This is a genomic window from Burkholderia sp. BCC0097, assembly GCF_902832985.1.
Lineage (GTDB): Bacteria > Pseudomonadota > Gammaproteobacteria > Burkholderiales > Burkholderiaceae > Burkholderia > Burkholderia orbicola.
Map to the genome: position 1 here is coordinate 158,052 of NZ_CADFDM010000001.1, position 17,144 is coordinate 175,195.

At 66.4% G+C, this 17,144-nt stretch carries 15 protein-coding genes, 1 rRNA gene and 1 riboswitch; of the genes, 8 read left to right on the forward strand and 8 right to left on the reverse strand.

From position 1 onward, the window contains the following. Positions 1-92: 92 nt before the first annotated feature. A 5S ribosomal RNA gene (rrf, locus tag HWX07_RS00705) occupies positions 93-205 on the forward strand. 135 nt (positions 206-340) lie between these two features. Here the strand turns inward: rrf and HWX07_RS00710 are convergent. Further along, the gene (locus HWX07_RS00710; RefSeq protein ID WP_175874758.1) at positions 341-592 is read right to left on the reverse strand and encodes a hypothetical protein; all 252 of its coding nucleotides are present in this window, start codon (positions 590-592) and stop codon (positions 341-343) included. Between the two features lie 191 nt (positions 593-783). Between HWX07_RS00710 and HWX07_RS00715 the strand changes: the two genes are divergently transcribed. After that, positions 784-2,208, forward strand: a complete 1,425-nt coding sequence (locus HWX07_RS00715; RefSeq protein WP_175874759.1) for an MFS transporter — start codon at positions 784-786, stop codon at positions 2,206-2,208. Positions 2,209-2,465: 257 nt separating this feature from the next. On the opposite strand, the gene HWX07_RS00720 is transcribed toward HWX07_RS00715, so the two are convergent. From HWX07_RS00720 to HWX07_RS00730, 3 genes are all read right to left on the reverse strand, one after another. Continuing rightward, positions 2,466-3,209, reverse strand: a complete 744-nt coding sequence (locus tag HWX07_RS00720) for a 2OG-Fe(II) oxygenase (RefSeq protein WP_175874760.1) — start codon at positions 3,207-3,209, stop codon at positions 2,466-2,468. Positions 3,210-3,545: 336 nt separating this feature from the next. After that, a complete protein-coding gene (locus tag HWX07_RS00725) occupies positions 3,546-5,138 on the reverse strand; it encodes an inorganic phosphate transporter (RefSeq protein ID WP_175874761.1) in 1,593 nt (530 codons plus the stop codon). Between the two features lie 166 nt (positions 5,139-5,304). Next, positions 5,305-5,892 carry a histidine phosphatase family protein gene (locus tag HWX07_RS00730; protein ID WP_175874762.1) on the reverse strand — a complete coding sequence of 196 codons (588 nt, stop codon included), beginning with the start codon at positions 5,890-5,892 and terminating at the stop codon, positions 5,305-5,307. 46 nt (positions 5,893-5,938) lie between these two features. Beyond that, positions 5,939-6,082, forward strand: a riboswitch (cobalamin riboswitch). 32 nt (positions 6,083-6,114) lie between these two features. On the opposite strand from HWX07_RS00730, the gene HWX07_RS00735 reads away from it, so the two are divergent. After that, positions 6,115-6,324, forward strand: a complete 210-nt coding sequence (locus tag HWX07_RS00735; protein WP_175874763.1) for a CbtB-domain containing protein — start codon at positions 6,115-6,117, stop codon at positions 6,322-6,324. Between the two features lie 13 nt (positions 6,325-6,337). Beyond that, positions 6,338-7,060, forward strand: coding sequence for a CbtA family protein (locus tag HWX07_RS00740; RefSeq protein ID WP_175874764.1), 723 nt, complete (start codon positions 6,338-6,340; stop codon positions 7,058-7,060). A 25-nt stretch (positions 7,061-7,085) separates the two neighbouring features. On the opposite strand, the gene HWX07_RS00745 is transcribed toward HWX07_RS00740, so the two are convergent. Continuing rightward, positions 7,086-7,994, reverse strand: coding sequence for a LysR family transcriptional regulator (locus tag HWX07_RS00745; protein WP_175874765.1), 909 nt, complete (start codon positions 7,992-7,994; stop codon positions 7,086-7,088). 127 nt (positions 7,995-8,121) lie between these two features. Between HWX07_RS00745 and metE the strand changes: the two genes are divergently transcribed. Then, positions 8,122-10,416 carry a 5-methyltetrahydropteroyltriglutamate--homocysteine S-methyltransferase gene (metE, locus tag HWX07_RS00750; protein WP_175874766.1) on the forward strand — a complete coding sequence of 765 codons (2,295 nt, stop codon included), beginning with the start codon at positions 8,122-8,124 and terminating at the stop codon, positions 10,414-10,416. A gap of 178 nt (positions 10,417-10,594) precedes the next feature. Here metE and HWX07_RS00755 read toward each other — a convergent pair whose 3' ends face one another. Both HWX07_RS00755 and speB read right to left on the reverse strand, forming a co-directional pair. Then, positions 10,595-11,920 carry an MFS transporter gene (locus HWX07_RS00755; RefSeq protein WP_175874767.1) on the reverse strand — a complete coding sequence of 442 codons (1,326 nt, stop codon included), beginning with the start codon at positions 11,918-11,920 and terminating at the stop codon, positions 10,595-10,597. Between the two features lie 55 nt (positions 11,921-11,975). Beyond that, positions 11,976-12,932 (reverse strand): agmatinase, encoded by a 957-nt coding sequence (gene speB / locus HWX07_RS00760; RefSeq protein ID WP_175874768.1) that lies wholly within the window; start codon positions 12,930-12,932, stop codon positions 11,976-11,978. Positions 12,933-13,066: 134 nt separating this feature from the next. Between speB and HWX07_RS00765 the strand changes: the two genes are divergently transcribed. After that, on the forward strand, positions 13,067-13,984 hold the full coding sequence (locus tag HWX07_RS00765) for a LysR family transcriptional regulator (protein ID WP_175874769.1): 918 nt from the start codon (positions 13,067-13,069) through the stop codon (positions 13,982-13,984). A gap of 63 nt (positions 13,985-14,047) precedes the next feature. On the opposite strand, the gene HWX07_RS00770 is transcribed toward HWX07_RS00765, so the two are convergent. Next, a complete protein-coding gene (locus tag HWX07_RS00770) occupies positions 14,048-14,512 on the reverse strand; it encodes an Lrp/AsnC family transcriptional regulator (RefSeq protein ID WP_006488501.1) in 465 nt (154 codons plus the stop codon). Between the two features lie 134 nt (positions 14,513-14,646). Here HWX07_RS00770 and HWX07_RS00775 point away from each other — a divergent pair, with 134 nt between their 5' ends. Both HWX07_RS00775 and HWX07_RS00780 read left to right on the forward strand, forming a co-directional pair. Continuing rightward, positions 14,647-15,267, forward strand: coding sequence for a LysE family translocator (locus tag HWX07_RS00775; RefSeq protein ID WP_175780439.1), 621 nt, complete (start codon positions 14,647-14,649; stop codon positions 15,265-15,267). Between the two features lie 287 nt (positions 15,268-15,554). After that, positions 15,555-17,144: a S53 family peptidase gene (locus tag HWX07_RS00780; protein ID WP_175874770.1), complete on the forward strand. Its 1,590-nt coding sequence runs from the start codon at positions 15,555-15,557 to the stop codon at positions 17,142-17,144.

The window sequence follows — 17,144 nt, forward strand, 5'->3', positions numbered from 1 at the left end:
GTTGGATTCTCGTGTGTGATACACACAACTCAAAATTACTGCTTCTTCCCAGATTGGTTCTGTTGGCCACGCCAGCAGAACAACCCCCTTTGCCTGATGACCATAGCGAGTCGGTCCCACCCCTTCCCATCCCGAACAGGACCGTGAAACGACTCTACGCCGATGATAGTGCGGATTCCCGTGTGAAAGTAGGTAATCGTCAGGCTCCCCTCAAGCCAGAAACCCCCGCCCGAAAGGCGGGGGTTTTTGCATTGGCGCGCCATAAAAAGCGATCGGCGAAGAGTTAACGAAGGCTACGGATACGGCTTCCCGTTGACCCACAATCACAACGCCGAGCCCGTCAATTTCGCGCTCCGCCGTTCGCGAGGACTCCGCAGTCGTGTCGTCCGGAAACCTCGGCACGTCCTCCGCCAACCGAACCCCACCCGTCTTCAAGAATCGATTCCGACCGACGGCGCAACGTCCGCCAGCGATTTTGCGATGGCAGATGATGGACGATGTTGACCGGCGATGATCGATACACGTCACTTTCTGGGCGAAAACTCCCGCTTCCTCCCGCTTCATCTGGCCGTTCGTCGATGCGCAGTGTCATGCGCTCCTCTCCGCGAACACCGCGCGAAAGCATCATAAAAATCTATGCGCATAAAGTTCATTCGCGTGACTTGTTCGACAGAGCGGCGGGCAAGCCCTTCGAGGTAATATCACCGCTTGTCCTGATTCCCCGGTACTTGCTTGCATCCGCTGGCGATCGGTGTCCTTTGTACTCCGCCTTCTGCATTCTTCATGACTGACAGCCCCGCCCAAGGTGGTCGGACGACCGACTTCTTGCCATACCTCGTCGCCGCGACGTTCTTCATGGAGTACCTTGATACGACCGTGATCGCGACGGCGCTACCGCAAATGGCCCACTCGTTCGGCGTGGGGCCTAACGCGCTGAGTCTCGGGATGACGGCCTACATGTTGGCGCTGGCGGTGTTCATTCCTATCAGCGGCTGGATCGCGGATCGCTATGGCTCGCGTACGGTGTTCGCGAGTGCGATCGTTGTCTTTACCGGCGCGTCGGTGCTGTGCGGGCTGTCCGAAGGCGTGATGTCGTTCACCGCTGCCCGGCTGCTGCAGGGTGTCGGCGGGGCGATGATGGTGCCGGTCGGGCGAATGATCGTCGTGCGAAGTACCGAGAAGGCGAAGCTGATGCGTGCGATCGCGACGATCACGTGGCCGGGCATCGTCGCGCCCGTCGTCGGGCCGCCGATCGGCGGCTTCATCACGACCTACGCGTCGTGGCGATGGATCTTCCTGTTGAACGTCCCGTTCGGCCTTGCCGCACTCGTTTGTACCTGGCTGATCGTCCGGAATACGCGGGCCGACGAGCAACGGCCGCTCGACTGGGTTGGCTTCGTGCTGGCCGGTGGCGCATTGACCTGCTTGCTGATCGGCACCGAAGCGGCTGGCCAGCAGGATGTCGACTTCACGCGCGCGGGGGGCCTGGTGGGCGCAAGCGTGCTGTTCGGTATCGCTGCGTGGCTGTATGCGCGACGCTGCGCGCATCCGCTGCTCGATTTCACGACGCTGAAGGTGCCGACGTTCTCGGTGACGGTCATCACCGGCTCGATCACGCGGATGGCGATCAACGCTGTCCCGTACCTGCTGCCGCTGCTGTTCCAGATCGGCTTCGGGCTGTCGCCGTTCCAGTCAGGTCTGCTGCTGCTCGCGAGCGCGCTCGGCAATCTCGGGATGAAGGCGGGCACGTCGTGGATCCTCGACCGTTACGGCTTTCGGCGTGTCGCGCTCGTCGACGTGACGATCGTCGGCATCTTCACCATCGCATGCGGCTGGCTGACCGCGTCGACGCCGCTGGCGATCACGCTGCTCGTCGTATTCGTCTACGGGCTCACGCGGTCGATGCAGTTCACGACGCTCGCGACGCTGGCTTATGCGGATATCCCGTCTCACCAGACGAGCGCGGCCAGCACGCTGTGGAGCGCCGCGCAGCAGATGACGATCGGGATGGGGATCGCGTTCGGTGCATTGTCGCTGCGGCTCGCGGCATTGGTGCGCGGCGATGCGGCTGGCATGCACTACGTGCTCGACGATTTCCGCTGGGCGTTCGTCGCGGCGGGCGTGCTCGCGCTGCTGACGTTGCCGGGCTATGCACGGCTGGCTTCCGATGCTGGCGACCGGCTGCGGGCCAACGTGGCGCGAGGATAGGCCAGACTGCTCATCGTATTGGCGGGGTGACGGGCGAGAGCGCATGTTTTGCGGCGCTCACCGAAAGCGCTGGTTCGTTGCGGCTGCGATTGCTTGACGGTCAGCGCAATCGGCCTCCAGTCACCGCGGGCGAACGGCCTCCTGGCTGACCATACTTGGTCCGAGCGCTCACGGAACGATGACGTGCGGTGCTGGGACGAGCAGGAATGCGATGCGCGACAAGCGGCACGGCGGCAGCGCAGCGGTCCCACCTCCCGCTACTGCGCGTCGTGGAAGATGATGCCAACCGTATGGCGGTGGCCGCTTCGAATCCGGCTGACGCCGTGGCGCAGGTTGACGCGATAGACGCCTCGGGTTCCCTGCACCGGCCGGCCGTGTACTGCGAAGATCACCGCGTCGCCTTGCGTCAGCGGCACCACTTCCGCACGCGACTGCATGCGTGGCCGCTGTTCCGTCAACACGAATTCGCCACCAGTGAAATCACGGCCCGGCGCCGACAGCAGGATCGCGATCTGCAGCGGAAACACGTGCTCGCCATAGAGGTCCTGATGGAGGCAGTTGTAGTCGTCGGTGCCGTATTGCAGGATCAGCGGCGTCGGTCGCGTCTGTCCCGCCGCGTGGCAGCGAGCGAGGAACGTCGCATGGTCTTTGGGATAACGAACGTCGATCCCGAGCGCCTGGTTCCAGCGATTCGCGATCGGCGCGAGATGCGGGTAGATCGTCGCGCGGAGCTCGGCTATGACCGCAGGCAGCGGATACGCGAAATACTTGTACTCGCCGCGGCCAAAGCCGTGCCGCGCCATCACGACACGTGAACGATAGAGCGCGTCGCGCGGATAGAGCGACGTGAGTGCATCGCACTCGCTGGCCGACATCAGGCCCGGTACGCGCGCGCATCCGTAGCGGTCGAGCTCGGCATCGACGCTCGGCCAGTCGAGGGTGTCGACGCGCTGCGCGATGTCCAGCGATTCGACGGCGGGGTGCAGATCGGCAATGTTCACGGGCGTACCTCGGGCATCGGCAGTGTGGCGCCGTGCGGTCGCGCACGGTCGAGTTCACGATGAAAGTTGATGAACCCAGTCTAGCGGCGTCCATGCGCGGGCACGCTCCAGATCTTGCGCTTTAATTCGGACGAAACGGGGAGGCGGGGACCGCAGCATCGGGACACTGAAGGTGGCGACGTGCCAGAGCGGGGAGGCGGAGAGGCGGAGAGGCGGAGAGGCGGAGAGGCGGAGAGGCGGAGAGGCGGAGAGGCAGGGAAGCAGAAAAGCGAAGCCCCAGACCCAACCTGCCGCGGCGGGCAGCCGGCTATCGCCCGCTACCCGCCGCGCCCATGATCAGGCCAGCGACCGGAACAGCCAGTAAAGCGCTCCCGCCAGCGCGATCGACGCCGGCAGCGTCAGCACCCATGCGAGGACGAGGCTGCGCACCGTGCTCCATTGCAGCCCCGAGCCGTTCGCCGCCATCGTGCCCGCGACGCCCGACGACAGCACGTGAGTCGTCGACACGGGCAGCCCGTACATGTCGGCGGCGCCGATCGTCAGCATCGCGACGAGTTCGGCCGATGCACCCTGTCCGTACGTCAGGTGCTGCTTGCCGATTTTTTCGCCGACGGTCACGACGATCCGCTTCCAGCCGACCATCGTGCCGAGGCCCAGCGCGATCGCGACGGCCACCTTCACCCACGTCGGAATGAACTTGGTCGCGTGGTCGAGCTGCTTGCGATAGTTGTCGATCGCGAGCTTGTCGTCGGCGGCGAACGCGGGCTGGCCCGCCTTCTCGAGCAGACGAATGGCTTCGGACACCAGATACATCGTGTTGCGCACGTTGTCGACGTCGCGCTGCGGCACGGCCGCCATCGAGCCCGACGCGCCGACGGCGGTCGCGAGCGACGTGGACAACTGCGCGACGGCCGGCAGCACGGCAGGCGTCAGTTCACGATGCTGCACGTAGTGTTCGACATCGGCGCGCGGGTTCGCGGACGGCGCGACGCCATTCGTGTACTTTCCGAACGTCGCGGCCGCCTGGTTCGCGACCGCCACGAAAGTCTGCGATTCGGCGGGCGTGACGGCCTTGTTCAGCGCATAGGCGGTCGGCACCGTGCCGATCAGGATCAGCATGATGAGGCCCATCCCTTTCTGCCCGTCGTTCGACCCGTGCGCGAACGACACGCCGGTGCAGGTGAGGATCAGCAGGCAGCGAATCCAGAACGGCGGCGGCTGGTCCTTCGGCGGCTCCTTGTACAACTCCGGAATCCGCACGACGGCCTTCAGCACGAGCAGCAGCAGCGACGCACACAGGAACCCGACGATCGGCGAGAGCAGCAGCGACTTGCCGACGCCGAGGGCCTGGCCCCAGTCGACTCCGCTCGTGCCGGACGGCCCGTGCATCAGCTGGTTCATCAGCCCGACGCCGATGATCGACCCGATCAGCGTATGCGAGCTCGACGACGGCAACCCGAAATACCAGGTCGCGAGGTTCCAGACGATCGCGGCGATCAGCAGCGCGAACACCATCGCGAAACCCGAGCCGCTGCCGACCTGCAGGATCAGCTCGACCGGCAGCAACTGCAGGATGCCGAACGCGACGGCGCCGCTCGAGACCATCACGCCGAGGAAGTTCCACATGCCCGACCAGATCACCGCGACGTTCGGCGTCAGCGAGTGCGTGTAGATCACGGTCGCGACCGCATTCGCGGTGTCGTGGAAGCCGTTGACGAATTCGAAGCCGAGCGCGATCAGCAGTGCGGCGCCGAGCAGCAGGTACGGGAACAGCGTCCCTTCGCGGACCGGCGCCAGATCGGCGACCAGGTGCGTGGCGATATAGACGGCGCCGAGCACGAGCACCAGCAGGAACGCGGCATAGCCGACCTGCCTGGTGCGTGCGACGGAGCCCGGATTGTTCGGGGCGGACGAAGCGGGTTGATTCATGACGGCATCTCGTGAGGGAACCGCGTCCGATGCTAGCCGGGGCTAGCAGTCAGTTTGATGACAGTCGGGATGACGAACGGTGCGTCTTACGGGATGTAAGGCGAGCGGCTGCATGCGAAGTGGGGGGCGCGCATCGTCGGCTCACATGGTGAACACGCCAAGCGGTTTACGCGCTGGTGCCGAGCACGATGTCCGTCGCGGCCAACGTCCAGCCGGCCGGCGCCGCGACGAACGTCGTGCACGACAGCGGCGCGACGTGGAGACGCGCGGCCACTCCAGGAGCCATCCGCAGCACGTGCGCGATGGCCGCGCGGACGATCGGCGCATGCGTGATCGCAATGACGTCGCGATCGGGCCGCAGCACGTTCAACCAGGTACCGATTCGATGCGCGGCGGCTTCGAACGATTCGCCGCGATGCGGCGACGCGGACGGCGTGCCGATCCACGCGGCAAGTTCGTCGGGCAGGTCGCGTGCGAGATCATGCAGCCGCTTGCCGCGCCAGTGGCCGTAATCGATGTCGCGCAGCGCGTCGTCGATATCGGCGCGCAGCCCGAGCGCATCGGCGGTCTGCCTGGCGCAGCGTGCCGGGCTGCACCGCACGAGCGAGCCGGCAGCAGCCGCCCACCGGCCGCGCAGCGCAGCGGCTTCGGCGAGCCCGTGCGCGTCGAGCGGATCGTCGTCGGGAAACGTGCCGGTGCGCATGGCGCGGGTCGATGCGTGGGCGATCAGGCGCAGTGAGGCAGGTAGGGTCATGTCGGTTGTCGGATGATCCGGAACGGGGCGCGCTCGCCCATGTGTCATCGCTTCAATACGCGAACGTTCGCGCGTACAATTCGCCCGATACGAAGCGCGGAAGCCGGTGCAATTCCGGCGCGGTCGCGCCACTGTAACCGGGGAATCGATGATCCCGGAAGCCAGACCTGCCTTCGTACCCATCCATCATTTGTCGGGGCGCGATTCCCCTGAGGTGCATCCATGAGCGAAGCAGTGCTGAAGCCGGCGGTCGTGCCGGCACCCATCCCCGTCCGTGAGCTGTTGCCGTGGGCCGTGTTCGTCGGCCTGATGCTGCTGCTCGCGCTGTATTTCGTCGGTGCGGAACAGGGCGCGACGTCGCTCGTGCCGGGCATGCTCGTACACGAATTCGTCCACGACGGCCGCCATCTGCTCGGCTTTCCCTGCCACTGACGCGGAGCCTACGATGGTCGGAAAGCTGCTCATGCGCGGGATGCTCGCAGGCATCGCCGCGGGCCTCCTCACGTTCGGTTTCGCCAGGATCGTCGGCGAACCGCAAGTCGATCAGGCGATCGCCTTCGAAGAAAAAACCACCACCGCCCAAGGCGAGGCGCCGGAGCCCGAGCTGGTCAGCCGCCACACGCAGGCTGGCCTCGGGCTCTTGACGGGCGTCGTGACCTACGGCGCGGCATTCGGCGGGCTGTTCTCGCTGGTCTTCGCGTATGCGTATGGACGCGGCAGCCGCCTGCCGGCACGGCCGCTGGCCGCGTGGCTCGCGCTGGCGGCGTTCGTCGCGCTCGTGATCGTGCCGAACCTCAAGTACCCGGCCAATCCGCCGTCGGTCGGCGACCCCGACACGATCGGTTATCGCACCGGCCTGTTCTTCCTGATGATCGCGATCTCGGTCGCGACGATGGTGTTCTCGGTCAGCGTGCGCCGCCATCTGCTGGCGAAGCTCGGCCAGTGGAACGCGTCGATCGTCGCCGGGCTCGTGTTCGTCGCGATCGTCGCGGCCGTGCAGATCGGGCTGCCGTCGGTCAGCGAGTTGCCGGCCGATTTCCCGGCGGCGTTGCTGTGGAAGTTCCGCGTGGCGGCCATCGGCATGCAGGTGATCATGTGGACGACGATCGGCCTGCTGTTCGGCGCGTGGGTCGAGCGCGGCGAACGCGCCGGCATGCGCGCCGCCTGACGCGCGGGCAGGGCAGCGGGCGCGCCTAGCGCAGCATGCGCGGCGCGCTCCACGTCGATTCGCGCGCGAGTGCGACGAATGCGGCCAGATAGTCGATCGCTGCGTCCGCTTCACGGATGCCGAGGAAGATCTGCTTCGCGATGCCCTGCTTGCCGAGCTTGACCGGCACGACCGGCATCCGGTCCGCGTACTCGTCGGCGAGCCACCGCGGCAGCGCGGCCACGCCGCGTCCGCTCGCGACCATCTGCAACATGATGTCGGTCGTCTCGATCGACTTGTGCCGCCTCGGCACGATGCCGGCCGGCGTCAGGAACTGGTTGTAGATGTCGAGCCGGTCGGTTTCGACCGGGTACGTGATCAGGATCTCGTCGGTCAGTTGCTCGGGCGTCACGTGGTCGACGTTCGCGAACCGGTGCGACTCCGCGACCACCAGCACCTGTTCGTAGTCGAACACGGGATCGAAGCGCAGCCCCGGCTTGTTCAGCGGATCGGGTGTGACGAGCACGTCGATGTCGTAACCGAACAGCGCGCCGATGCCGCCGAACTGGAAGCGCTGCTTCACGTCCACGTCGACGTCGGGCCAGCGCGACAGGTACGGCGACACGACCTTCAGCAGCCACTGGTAGCACGGATGGCACTCCATCCCGATGCGCAGCGTGCCGCGCTCGCCCTTCGCGTACTGCTTCATCCGCTCCTCGGCGAGCTCGAACTGCGGCAGCAGCCGGTTCGCCAGCTTCAGCAGATATTGCCCGCCCTGCGTGAGCCGCAGGCCGCGGCCTTCCCGGTCCCAGATCGGCGTGCCGAGCTGCTGCTCGATCTTCCGGACGGTGTGACTGAGCGCCGATTGCGTGAGGTGCAGCGCATTGGCCGCCGCGGTCAGCGAGCCCTGGCGCTCGACTTCACGAATGACGACGAGATGGAATCGTTCCAGCATGGATCGCGCGCATCCCACGGATGCATGAATAATGTTAATGGATGAATGAAATAATGCCATTTTATTTCATGGTTTGAAATCCCTATGATGGCTGCCGGATCTACTATTTCTTCTGGACGGCAGCTTCATGGTCACGACACACAACCTCGGTTTTCCGCGCATCGGCGCGAAGCGCGAACTCAAGTTCGGTCTCGAACGCTACTGGAAGGGCGAATCGTCGCGCGACGAACTGAAGGCGCTCGGCGCCGAATTGCGCAGGCGCCACTGGCACGACCAGCGCGATCTCGATCTCGCGCCGATCGGCGACTTCGCGTTCTACGACCAGGTGCTCGACATGAGCTTCACGCTCGGCAATCTGCCGAAGCGCGTGCAGGACTTCCACGGCGATGCGCTCGACAATTATTTCCGCGTCGCGCGCGGCCGGTCCGCGCAGTCGGCGGAGGAGCACGCCGCATGCTGCGGCGGCGTCGCGGCCGGCGAAATGACGAAGTGGTTCGACACGAACTATCACTACATCGTGCCGGAGTTTCATGCGGACACGAACTTCTCGCTTGATCCGTCGCGTCTGCTGCAGCAACTGGCCGAAGCGAACGCGCAGGGCGTGCACGCGAAGCCGGTGATTCTCGGCCCCGTCACGTACCTGTGGCTCGGCAAGGCGAAGGACGATTCCGATCGCCTCGCGCTGCTGCCGAAGTTGCTGCCGGTGTACGGTGCGCTGCTCGACACGCTGACCGCGCAGGGCGTCGAATGGGTGCAGATCGACGAGCCGATCCTCGTCACCGAACTCGATGCCGAATGGCGCCAGGCATTGCGCACCGCGTATGCGGCGCTGGAAACGCGGCGCATCAAGCTGCTGCTCGCCACGTACTTCGGCCAGCTTCAGGACAACCTGACGCTCGCGGTGTCGCTGCCGGTCGACGGCCTGCATATCGACGCGATCAATGCGCGCGATGAAGTCGACGCGCTGGTACGCGAACTGCCGGCCGAGCGCGTGCTGTCGGTGGGCGCGATCAACGGCCGCAACATCTGGAAGACGGACCTGAACGCGGCGCTCGACTGGCTCGAACCGCTCGCGACGCAACTGGGCGACCGGCTGTGGCTCGCGCCGTCGTGCTCGCTGCTGCACGTGCCGGTCGACCTCGCGAGCGAGGAGAAGCTCGACGCGGACATCCGTTCGTGGCTCGCATTCGCGCTGCAGAAGCTCGACGAACTGAAGGTGCTCGCGATCGCACTGAACGAAGGCCGCGACAAGGTGGCCGACGCGCTTGCCGCAAATGCCGCCGCGATCGATTCGCGCCGCCGCTCGCCGCGCGTGAACAACCCGATGGTGAAGGCCGCGATCGCGCGCATCGACGCGCGGCTCGGCAATCGCACGAGCCCCTATACGCAGCGTGCGTCGAAGCAGTCGGCGCGCCTGAACCTGCCGGCGTTCCCGACGACGACGATCGGCTCGTTCCCGCAGACCGCCGAAATCCGCCAGGCGCGCAGCCGGTTCAAGGCGGGCGCGCTGGATGAAGCCGGTTACCGCAAGGCGATGCAGGCCGAGATCGAACGCAGCGTGCGCGAACAGGAATCGCTCGAACTCGACGTGCTCGTGCACGGCGAAGCCGAGCGCAACGACATGGTCGAATACTTCGGCGAACAGCTCGACGGCTACGCATTCAGCCAGTTCGGCTGGGTGCAGTCGTACGGTTCGCGCTGCGTGAAGCCGCCGATTCTGTTCGGCGACATCAGCCGCCCTAAGGCGATGACGGTCGAGTGGATCGCCTATGCGCAGTCGCTGACGGACAAGCCGATGAAGGGCATGCTCACCGGCCCGGTGACGATCCTGAACTGGTCGTTCGTGCGCGACGACCAGCCGCGCTCGGTATCGTGCTACCAGCTCGCGCTGGCGATCCGTGACGAAGTGCTCGATCTCGAGAAGGCCGGCGTGCGCGTGATCCAGATCGACGAGGCCGCATTGCGTGAAGGATTGCCGCTGCGCCGCGCGCAATGGAGCGAATACCTGAAGTGGGCGGTGGAGTCGTTCCGCATCACCGCGAACGGCGTGCAGGACGACACGCAGATCCACACGCACATGTGCTATTCGGAGTTCAACGACATCATCGCGTCGATCGCCGACATGGATGCCGATGTGATCACGATCGAGACGTCGCGTTCGGACATGGAGCTGCTCGATGCGTTCGATACCTTCAAGTATCCGAACGAAATCGGGCCGGGCGTGTATGACATTCACTCGCCGAACATCCCGACGCAGGATCACATCGTCGGGCTGATGAAGAAGGCGGCCGAGCGGATTCCGGCGGAGCGTCTGTGGGTGAACCCGGATTGCGGGCTGAAGACGCGTCAGTGGGCGGAAGTGATTCCGGCGCTGACGAACATGGTCGCCGCCGCGAAGACGCTGCGCAATCAGGTGCGATAACGCGATAACGCTGCGCGCGGGCCGTTGCGATCGACGATCGGGCGGCATACAAGCGGCCCGCATGTGCGGGCCGCTTGTCGTCATGAATGTTCAGGGAGAGGCGGGGGCGTTGCGGCGTGCAGCCGGATGCCCGGTGCAAACGGGCAGGCGATGTCGCTTGCCCGTTGCATGAGGTGGGTTACGCGGTGCGCGTGCCGCGCGGCAGCGCGCCGTCCGTCTTGCCGGGCGCGCCCGCATCGTCGATGCTGACGCGGCGCGAGATCAGCCACACGCACAGCGACGACAGCACGGCGGCGCTCGTGTACTGGAGCGCGAGCGGCCACCATTGCGGCGCGGTGTTCTGCGCGATGACGGTTGCGACGAGCGGCGTGAGACCACCGGCGAGCGCGCCGCACACCTGGTATGCGATCGAGATCGCCGTATAGCGAATCCGCGCGACGAAGATGCCGCTGACGAAGCCCGCGACGACCGAGTAGTAGCCCGATTCCGCGAGCGTCGCGAGGCCGACGCCGACCGTGATCGATACCGGCGTGCCCAGGTGCACGAGCGGCAGCATCACGAACGGGACGATCATCGCCCAGGCGCCGGTGATCAGCAGCACGCGCGTGGTGCCGAAGCGCTGCGCGAGGAACGCGGCGGCGAGCTGCACGACGAACTGCAGCACCGCGACGATCGTCATGCAATGCAGCACCATCGACCGGTCGAGCGACAGGAACTGCGTCGCATAACTGATCATGAAGATGTTGCTGAAATACACGCCGGCGATCCCGTACACGTTCGCGCCGATCGCGAGCAGCAGCAGCGGCCAGACCTTGAGCGCTTCGCGCAGCGGTTTCTGCGCGATGTTGCCGCTCTTCCTGACTTCCTCGAATTCGGGCGATTCCGACACGCTCGCGCGGATCACGAAGCCGACGATCAGCAGCACGGAACTCGCGAGGAACGGCACGCGCCAGCCCCAGCTCATCATGTCGTCCTTCGACAGCGTGCTGATCGCGCCGAACGCGAGCATCGACAGGATCAGGCCGCTCGCGCTGCCGAGCTGCGCGAACGACGCGAAGAACGTGCGCTTGCCTTCGGGCGCGTGCTCGCCGGCCAGCAGCACCGCGCCGCCCCATTCGCCGCCCACTGCGATGCCTTGCAGCACGCGCATCAGCACGAGCAGGATCGGTGCGACCACGCCGGCTTGCGCATGGGTGGGCAGCAGGCCGATCGCGACCGTCGACACGGCCATCAGCATCAGCGTCGCGAGCAGCGACCGCTTGCGGCCGAAGCGGTCGCCGAGATAGCCGAACATCACGCCGCCGAGCGGCCGCGCGAAGAAGCCGACCGCGAACGAGCCGAACGACGCGAGCAGGCTGATGAAGCGGTTTTCGCCGGGAAAGAACAGCGGCCCGAATACGATGGCGGCGGCGGTCGCATAACTATAGAAGTCGTACCACTCGATCGTGGTGCCGACGAACGACGCGAGCGCCGCCCGCTTCGGTTGCTTGACGGAAGTCCCCATCTCGATGTGTGCTCCTCTGGAATCCTCTGATTTTGGAATAGTGGCGGCGCCGGTGTCAGTCGCGGTACGCGACGCCCGGCAGCACGCACAGCAGTTCGTACGCGAGGTTCGCGCCGAGCAGCGCCGTGGTGCCGAACGGGTCGTACGGCGGCGCGACTTCGACGAGATCGCAGCCGACGATGTTCAGCCCCTTCGCGCCGCGGATGATCTCGAGCGCCTGCGGCACCGTGAGGCCGGCGATTTCCGGCGTGCCGGTGCCCGGCGCGTAGGCCGGATCGATGCCGTCGATGTCGAACGTGATGTAGACAGGCGTGTCGCCGATGCGCGCGCGCACTTCTTCCATCAGCGGCGCGAGCGACTTGTTCCAGCATTCCTCGGCCTGGACCACGCGGAAGCCTTGCTCGCGGCACCAGTCGAAATCCTCGGCCGCGTAGCCGGTGCCGCGCAGGCCGATCTGCGTGACCTTGTCGCCGTGCAGCAGGCCTTCCTCGACCGCGCGGCGGAACGGCGTGCCGTGCGCGATCTTTTCGCCCATCATCGTGTCGTTCACGTCGGCATGTGCATCGACGTGGATCAATGCAACCTTGCCGTGCTTGCGGTGGATCGCGCGCAGGATCGGCAGCGCGATCGTGTGGTCGCCGCCGAGCGTGATCGGCTTGCAGTCGTGCTCGAGGATCGCGTCGTACGCGGCCTCGATGCGGGCGATCGAATCGTGCAGGTTGTACGGATTGACAGCGACGTCGCCGATGTCGGCGATCTGCAGTGAATCGAACGGCGCTGCGCGCGTGGCCATGTTGTACGGACGCAGCAGCACGGATTCGGTGCGGATCTGGCGCGGGCCGAAGCGCGCGCCGGTGCGGTTGGAGGTGCCGAGATCGAACGGCACGCCGACGAAACAGGCGTCGAGGCCTTCGGCGCTCGACACGTGCGGCAGGCGCATCATCGTCGCGATGCCGCCGGAGCGCGGCATTTCATTGCCGCCGAGCGGCTGGAAATGGGTGTGGTCGTTCATGGGGTCGTCTCTTCCGATGTGGGGTTGCCGTATCATGCGACGCGGCCTGGCGCACAGTTTTACGCGCTCCGCCGGGAAAGAAGAATGCGAAGATATCGACGTAAACATCGATCTTCATCGATGTATGGAAGGGGATGAACGTGCTGGGGAATCTGTCGACCCTCGATCTGCGGTTGATCCGCGTATTTCTCGCGGTCACGGACGCGGGCGGTGTGTCGGCCGCGCAGGCGATGCTGAACGTCGGCCAGTCGACGATCAGCGCGCAACTGTCGTCGCTCGAGACGCGGCTCGGCTACCGGCTCTGCGAGCGCGGCCGCAGCGGCTTCCGGCTCACGCCGAAGGGCGAGCGGTTCCATGCGATGAGCCGCAAGCTGCTCGCGGCGCTCGACGAATTCGGGATGGCCGCCCGGCACATGGATCGCCAGCTGGTCGGCACGCTGAACATCGGCCTGATCGGCCATACGCCGGTCAGCCAGAACGCGCGGATCGCCGAGGCGATCGCCGCGTTTCGCACCCGCGACGAGGCCGTGCGCTTCTCGATTTCGGTGCGCGCGCCCGGCGATCTCGAGGAAAAGCTGCTGAGCAACGAGATCCAGATCGCGGTCGGCTATTTTTGGCATCGCGTGCCGACGCTGCACTACACGCCACTGTTCATCGAGCGGCAGATCGCGTATTGCGGCCGCGGCCATCCGCTGTTCGACGGCGCCGGCACGCTGACGCCGGCCGACGTCGCCGGCTTCGAGTGGGCCTGGCGCTCGTATCCGCTGCCGGAGGCGCAGATGTCGACGACGCCCGATCGCGTGACCGCGACCGCCGACAACATGGAGGCCGTCGCGCTGCTGATCCTGTCCGGCCACCATCTCGGCTACCTGCCGCAGCACTTCGCGGCGCCGTATGTCGCGCAGGGGCTGCTCGCGCCGCTCAATCCGGATCGACTGCACTACGAGGTCACGTTCCACATGGTCGTGGCGCGCGACGGGCGCGGCGATCCGGTCGTCGAAGCGTTTCTCGAGGATCTCGAACGCGCGCATCAGTCGCCCGACGTGGTGTGACGCCGGCGCGGCCGGCAATGTGAGCGAGCGTTGCGCCCGGGCCGCTTGCCGGCCCGGCGCGCGTCACGGCACCGGCAACCCGGCGTCGTGCTTCACCTCTCGCAGCGACAGCGCCGATTCGATCGACGTCACGCCCGGCAGCATCCGCAGCGAATCGCGCAGGAACGTGCCGTAGTCGTCGAGATCGCGCGCGACCACCTGCAGCAGGTAGTCGGCCGTGCCCGCGACGTTGTGGCACGCGAGAATCCGCTCGATGCCGAGTACTTCGCGCTCGAACCGGTCGGCGACCTTGCGGTCGTGCGTCGCGAACCGCACGAGCACGAACGCGACCACGCCGAAGCCGAGCGCCTGGCGTGACAGTTGCGCGCGATAGCGCTCGATGTAGCCGTCGTTTTCGAGGCGTTTCAGGCGCCGCGCGCAAGGCGTCTCGGACAGCCCGACGGATTCGGCGAGCCGTGCAATCGGCAGGCGGCCGTCGCGCTGCACCGCGGCGAGGATCGCGCGGTCGGTTTTGTCGAGGTCGATCATGTTGGCGGAATCCTTGTCGTGATTTCATGATTGTGGCGGATTCCCCTATGAATCGCCAATTCTGTGCCAAAGATGGCCAGTAATCCCTCCACCTTCAGCGGCAACATATCGTCAACGAAGGATGGGGGCAGACCATGATTTCCACGCATTTGCTGTTGATTTATCTCGCCGCGCTGGCGGCCATTTACGCGGTACCGGGGCCCGACATGGCGCTCGTGCTGCAGACCAGCATCGGCCGCGGCGTGCGGCCGGGGATGGCGGCGGCGGCCGGCCTGTCGCTCGCGCGCACCGCGCACGTGACGCTGTCGGCGTGCGGCGTCGCGGCGCTGATCCGCAGCGCGCCGTGGCTCTACGAGGTGATCCGCTATGGCGGCGCACTCTATCTCGCGTATGTCGCGATCCAGGTGTTCCGCTCGCCGGTGTTCGCGCTCGGGGACGGCGACGCGCCAGCGGGAGCGTTGCGGCAGTCATTCGTGAAGGGGCTGCTGACCAATCTGCTGAACCCGAAGGCGCTGCTGTTCTGTTCGGTGCTGCTGCCGCAGTTCGTGCGGCCCGAGGTCGGGCCGGTCGTCTGGCAGATGTTCGAGCTCGGCGCGCTACTGGTGGCGGCCGGCGTGTGCTTCGACCTCGCGTGCGTGTTCGGTGCGTCGCGCATTGCGGCGTGGATGCGCGCGCATCCGCTCGCGCAGACGGTGCAGCGCTGGACCTTTTCCGCGGCGTTGATCGGTTTCGCACTGCGGCTGTCGATGGACTGAGGGTTGCGCCGACATGGCCGCCGCGCGGATCGATCGGCCGCGCAGGCAGGCCCATGCTCGAATCGATACGGGCCGCGCGCGATGCCGGCCGGAGCGCGTGTGCCTTGCCGCGGAAGGGTGTGCGCGCAAATCGTCTGACTGTTCTAAACTTCCTGTTACTTCGCGCGTCGCGAACGCAGTGGCAAACGCGCCGTCGCGAATCGACTGACCGAACGGAACCGTCTTCCGCGGGCTATGTCCGATTTCCTGGCTGTTCCGTGCAACGCGGTACCAAGGAGGGTCTGAACATGGCAAGGCATCTTCAAGCCGACCGTGAACCCCGCATCGTCGCCGAGTCCAAGTGTCTCGGCCAGTGCGATCCGGCAGAACGCATCCACGTCACGATCATGTTGCGGCGGCAGGAAGAAGGGCAACTCGACGCATTGGTTCACCAACTCGCCACCGGCGACGCCCGTGCAAAACCGGTGTCGCGCGACGCATTCGCGCAGCGTTTCTCCGCCAATCCCGACGACATTCGCAAGACCGAGGACTTCGCGCACCGTCATCAGCTGACGGTCGATCGCGTCGATCCGGTCGAGAGCGTCGTCGTGCTGTCCGGCACGATCGCGCAGTTCGAAGCCGCGTTCAGCGTGAAGCTCGAGCGTTTCGAGCACAGGTCGATCGGCCAGTATCGCGGCCGCTCGGGCCCGATCGTGTTGCCCGACGATATCGGCGATGCGGTCACGGCCGTGCTCGGCCTCGACAGCCGCCCGCAGGCGCGGCCGCACTTTCGCTTCCGTCCGCCGTTCAAGCCCGCGCGCGGCGCGGCGGCCGTCACGTTCACGCCGATCCAGCTTGCGTCGCTGTACGACTTTCCGGCCGGCGACGGCGCGGGGCAATGCATCGCGATCATCGAGCTCGGTGGCGGCTATCGCGCGGCCGACATCCAGCAGTATTTCCGCGGGCTCGGCATCACGACGCCGCCCAAGCTCGTCGACGTGAACGTCGGCACCGGCCGCAATGCGCCGACCGGCGAGCCGAACGGCCCGGACGGCGAAGTCGCGCTCGACATCGAAATCGCCGGCGCGATCGCACCGGCCGCGAAGATCGCGGTGTACTTCGCGCCGAACAGCGACGCGGGCTTCATCCAGGCCGTCAACGCGGCCGTGGCCGACAAGACGAACCAGCCGTCCGTGATCTCGATCAGCTGGGGCGGCCCGGAAGCGATCTGGCAGGCGCAGTCGGCTCAGGCGTTCAACCGCGTGCTGCAGGCGGCCGCCGCGCAGGGCATCACCGTCTGCGCGGCGTCGGGCGACAGCGGCTCGGGCGACGGGCTGCAGGATGGCGCCGATCACGTCGACTTTCCCGCGTCGAGCCCGTACGTACTCGGCTGCGGCGGCACGCAGCTCGACGCGCTGCCCGGGCAGGGCATCCGCAGCGAGGTCACGTGGAACGACGAGGCATCCGGCGGCGGTGCGGGCGGCGGCGGCGTCAGTGCGCTGTTCGACCTGCCGGCGTGGCAGCAGGGGCTGAAGGTCGCGCTCTCCGATGGCACCACCACGCCGCTCGCGAAGCGCGGCGTGCCGGACGTGGCCGGCGACGCGTCGCCGCAGACGGGCTACGAAGTGTCGGTGGCCGGCACGCCCGCCGTGATGGGCGGCACGAGCGCGGTCGCACCGCTGTGGGCCGCGCTGATCGCGCGAATCAATGCGGCGAACGGCGGGTCGGCCGGCTGGGTCAATCCGGTGCTGTACAAGCATCCGGGCGCGCTGCGCGACATCACGAAAGGCTCGAACGGCACCTATGCGGCCGCGTCCGGCTGGGACGCCTGCACGGGCCTCGGCAGCCCGAACGGCGCGCAGCTCGCCACGATCCTCGCGCGCAAGCCGTCGAGCTGA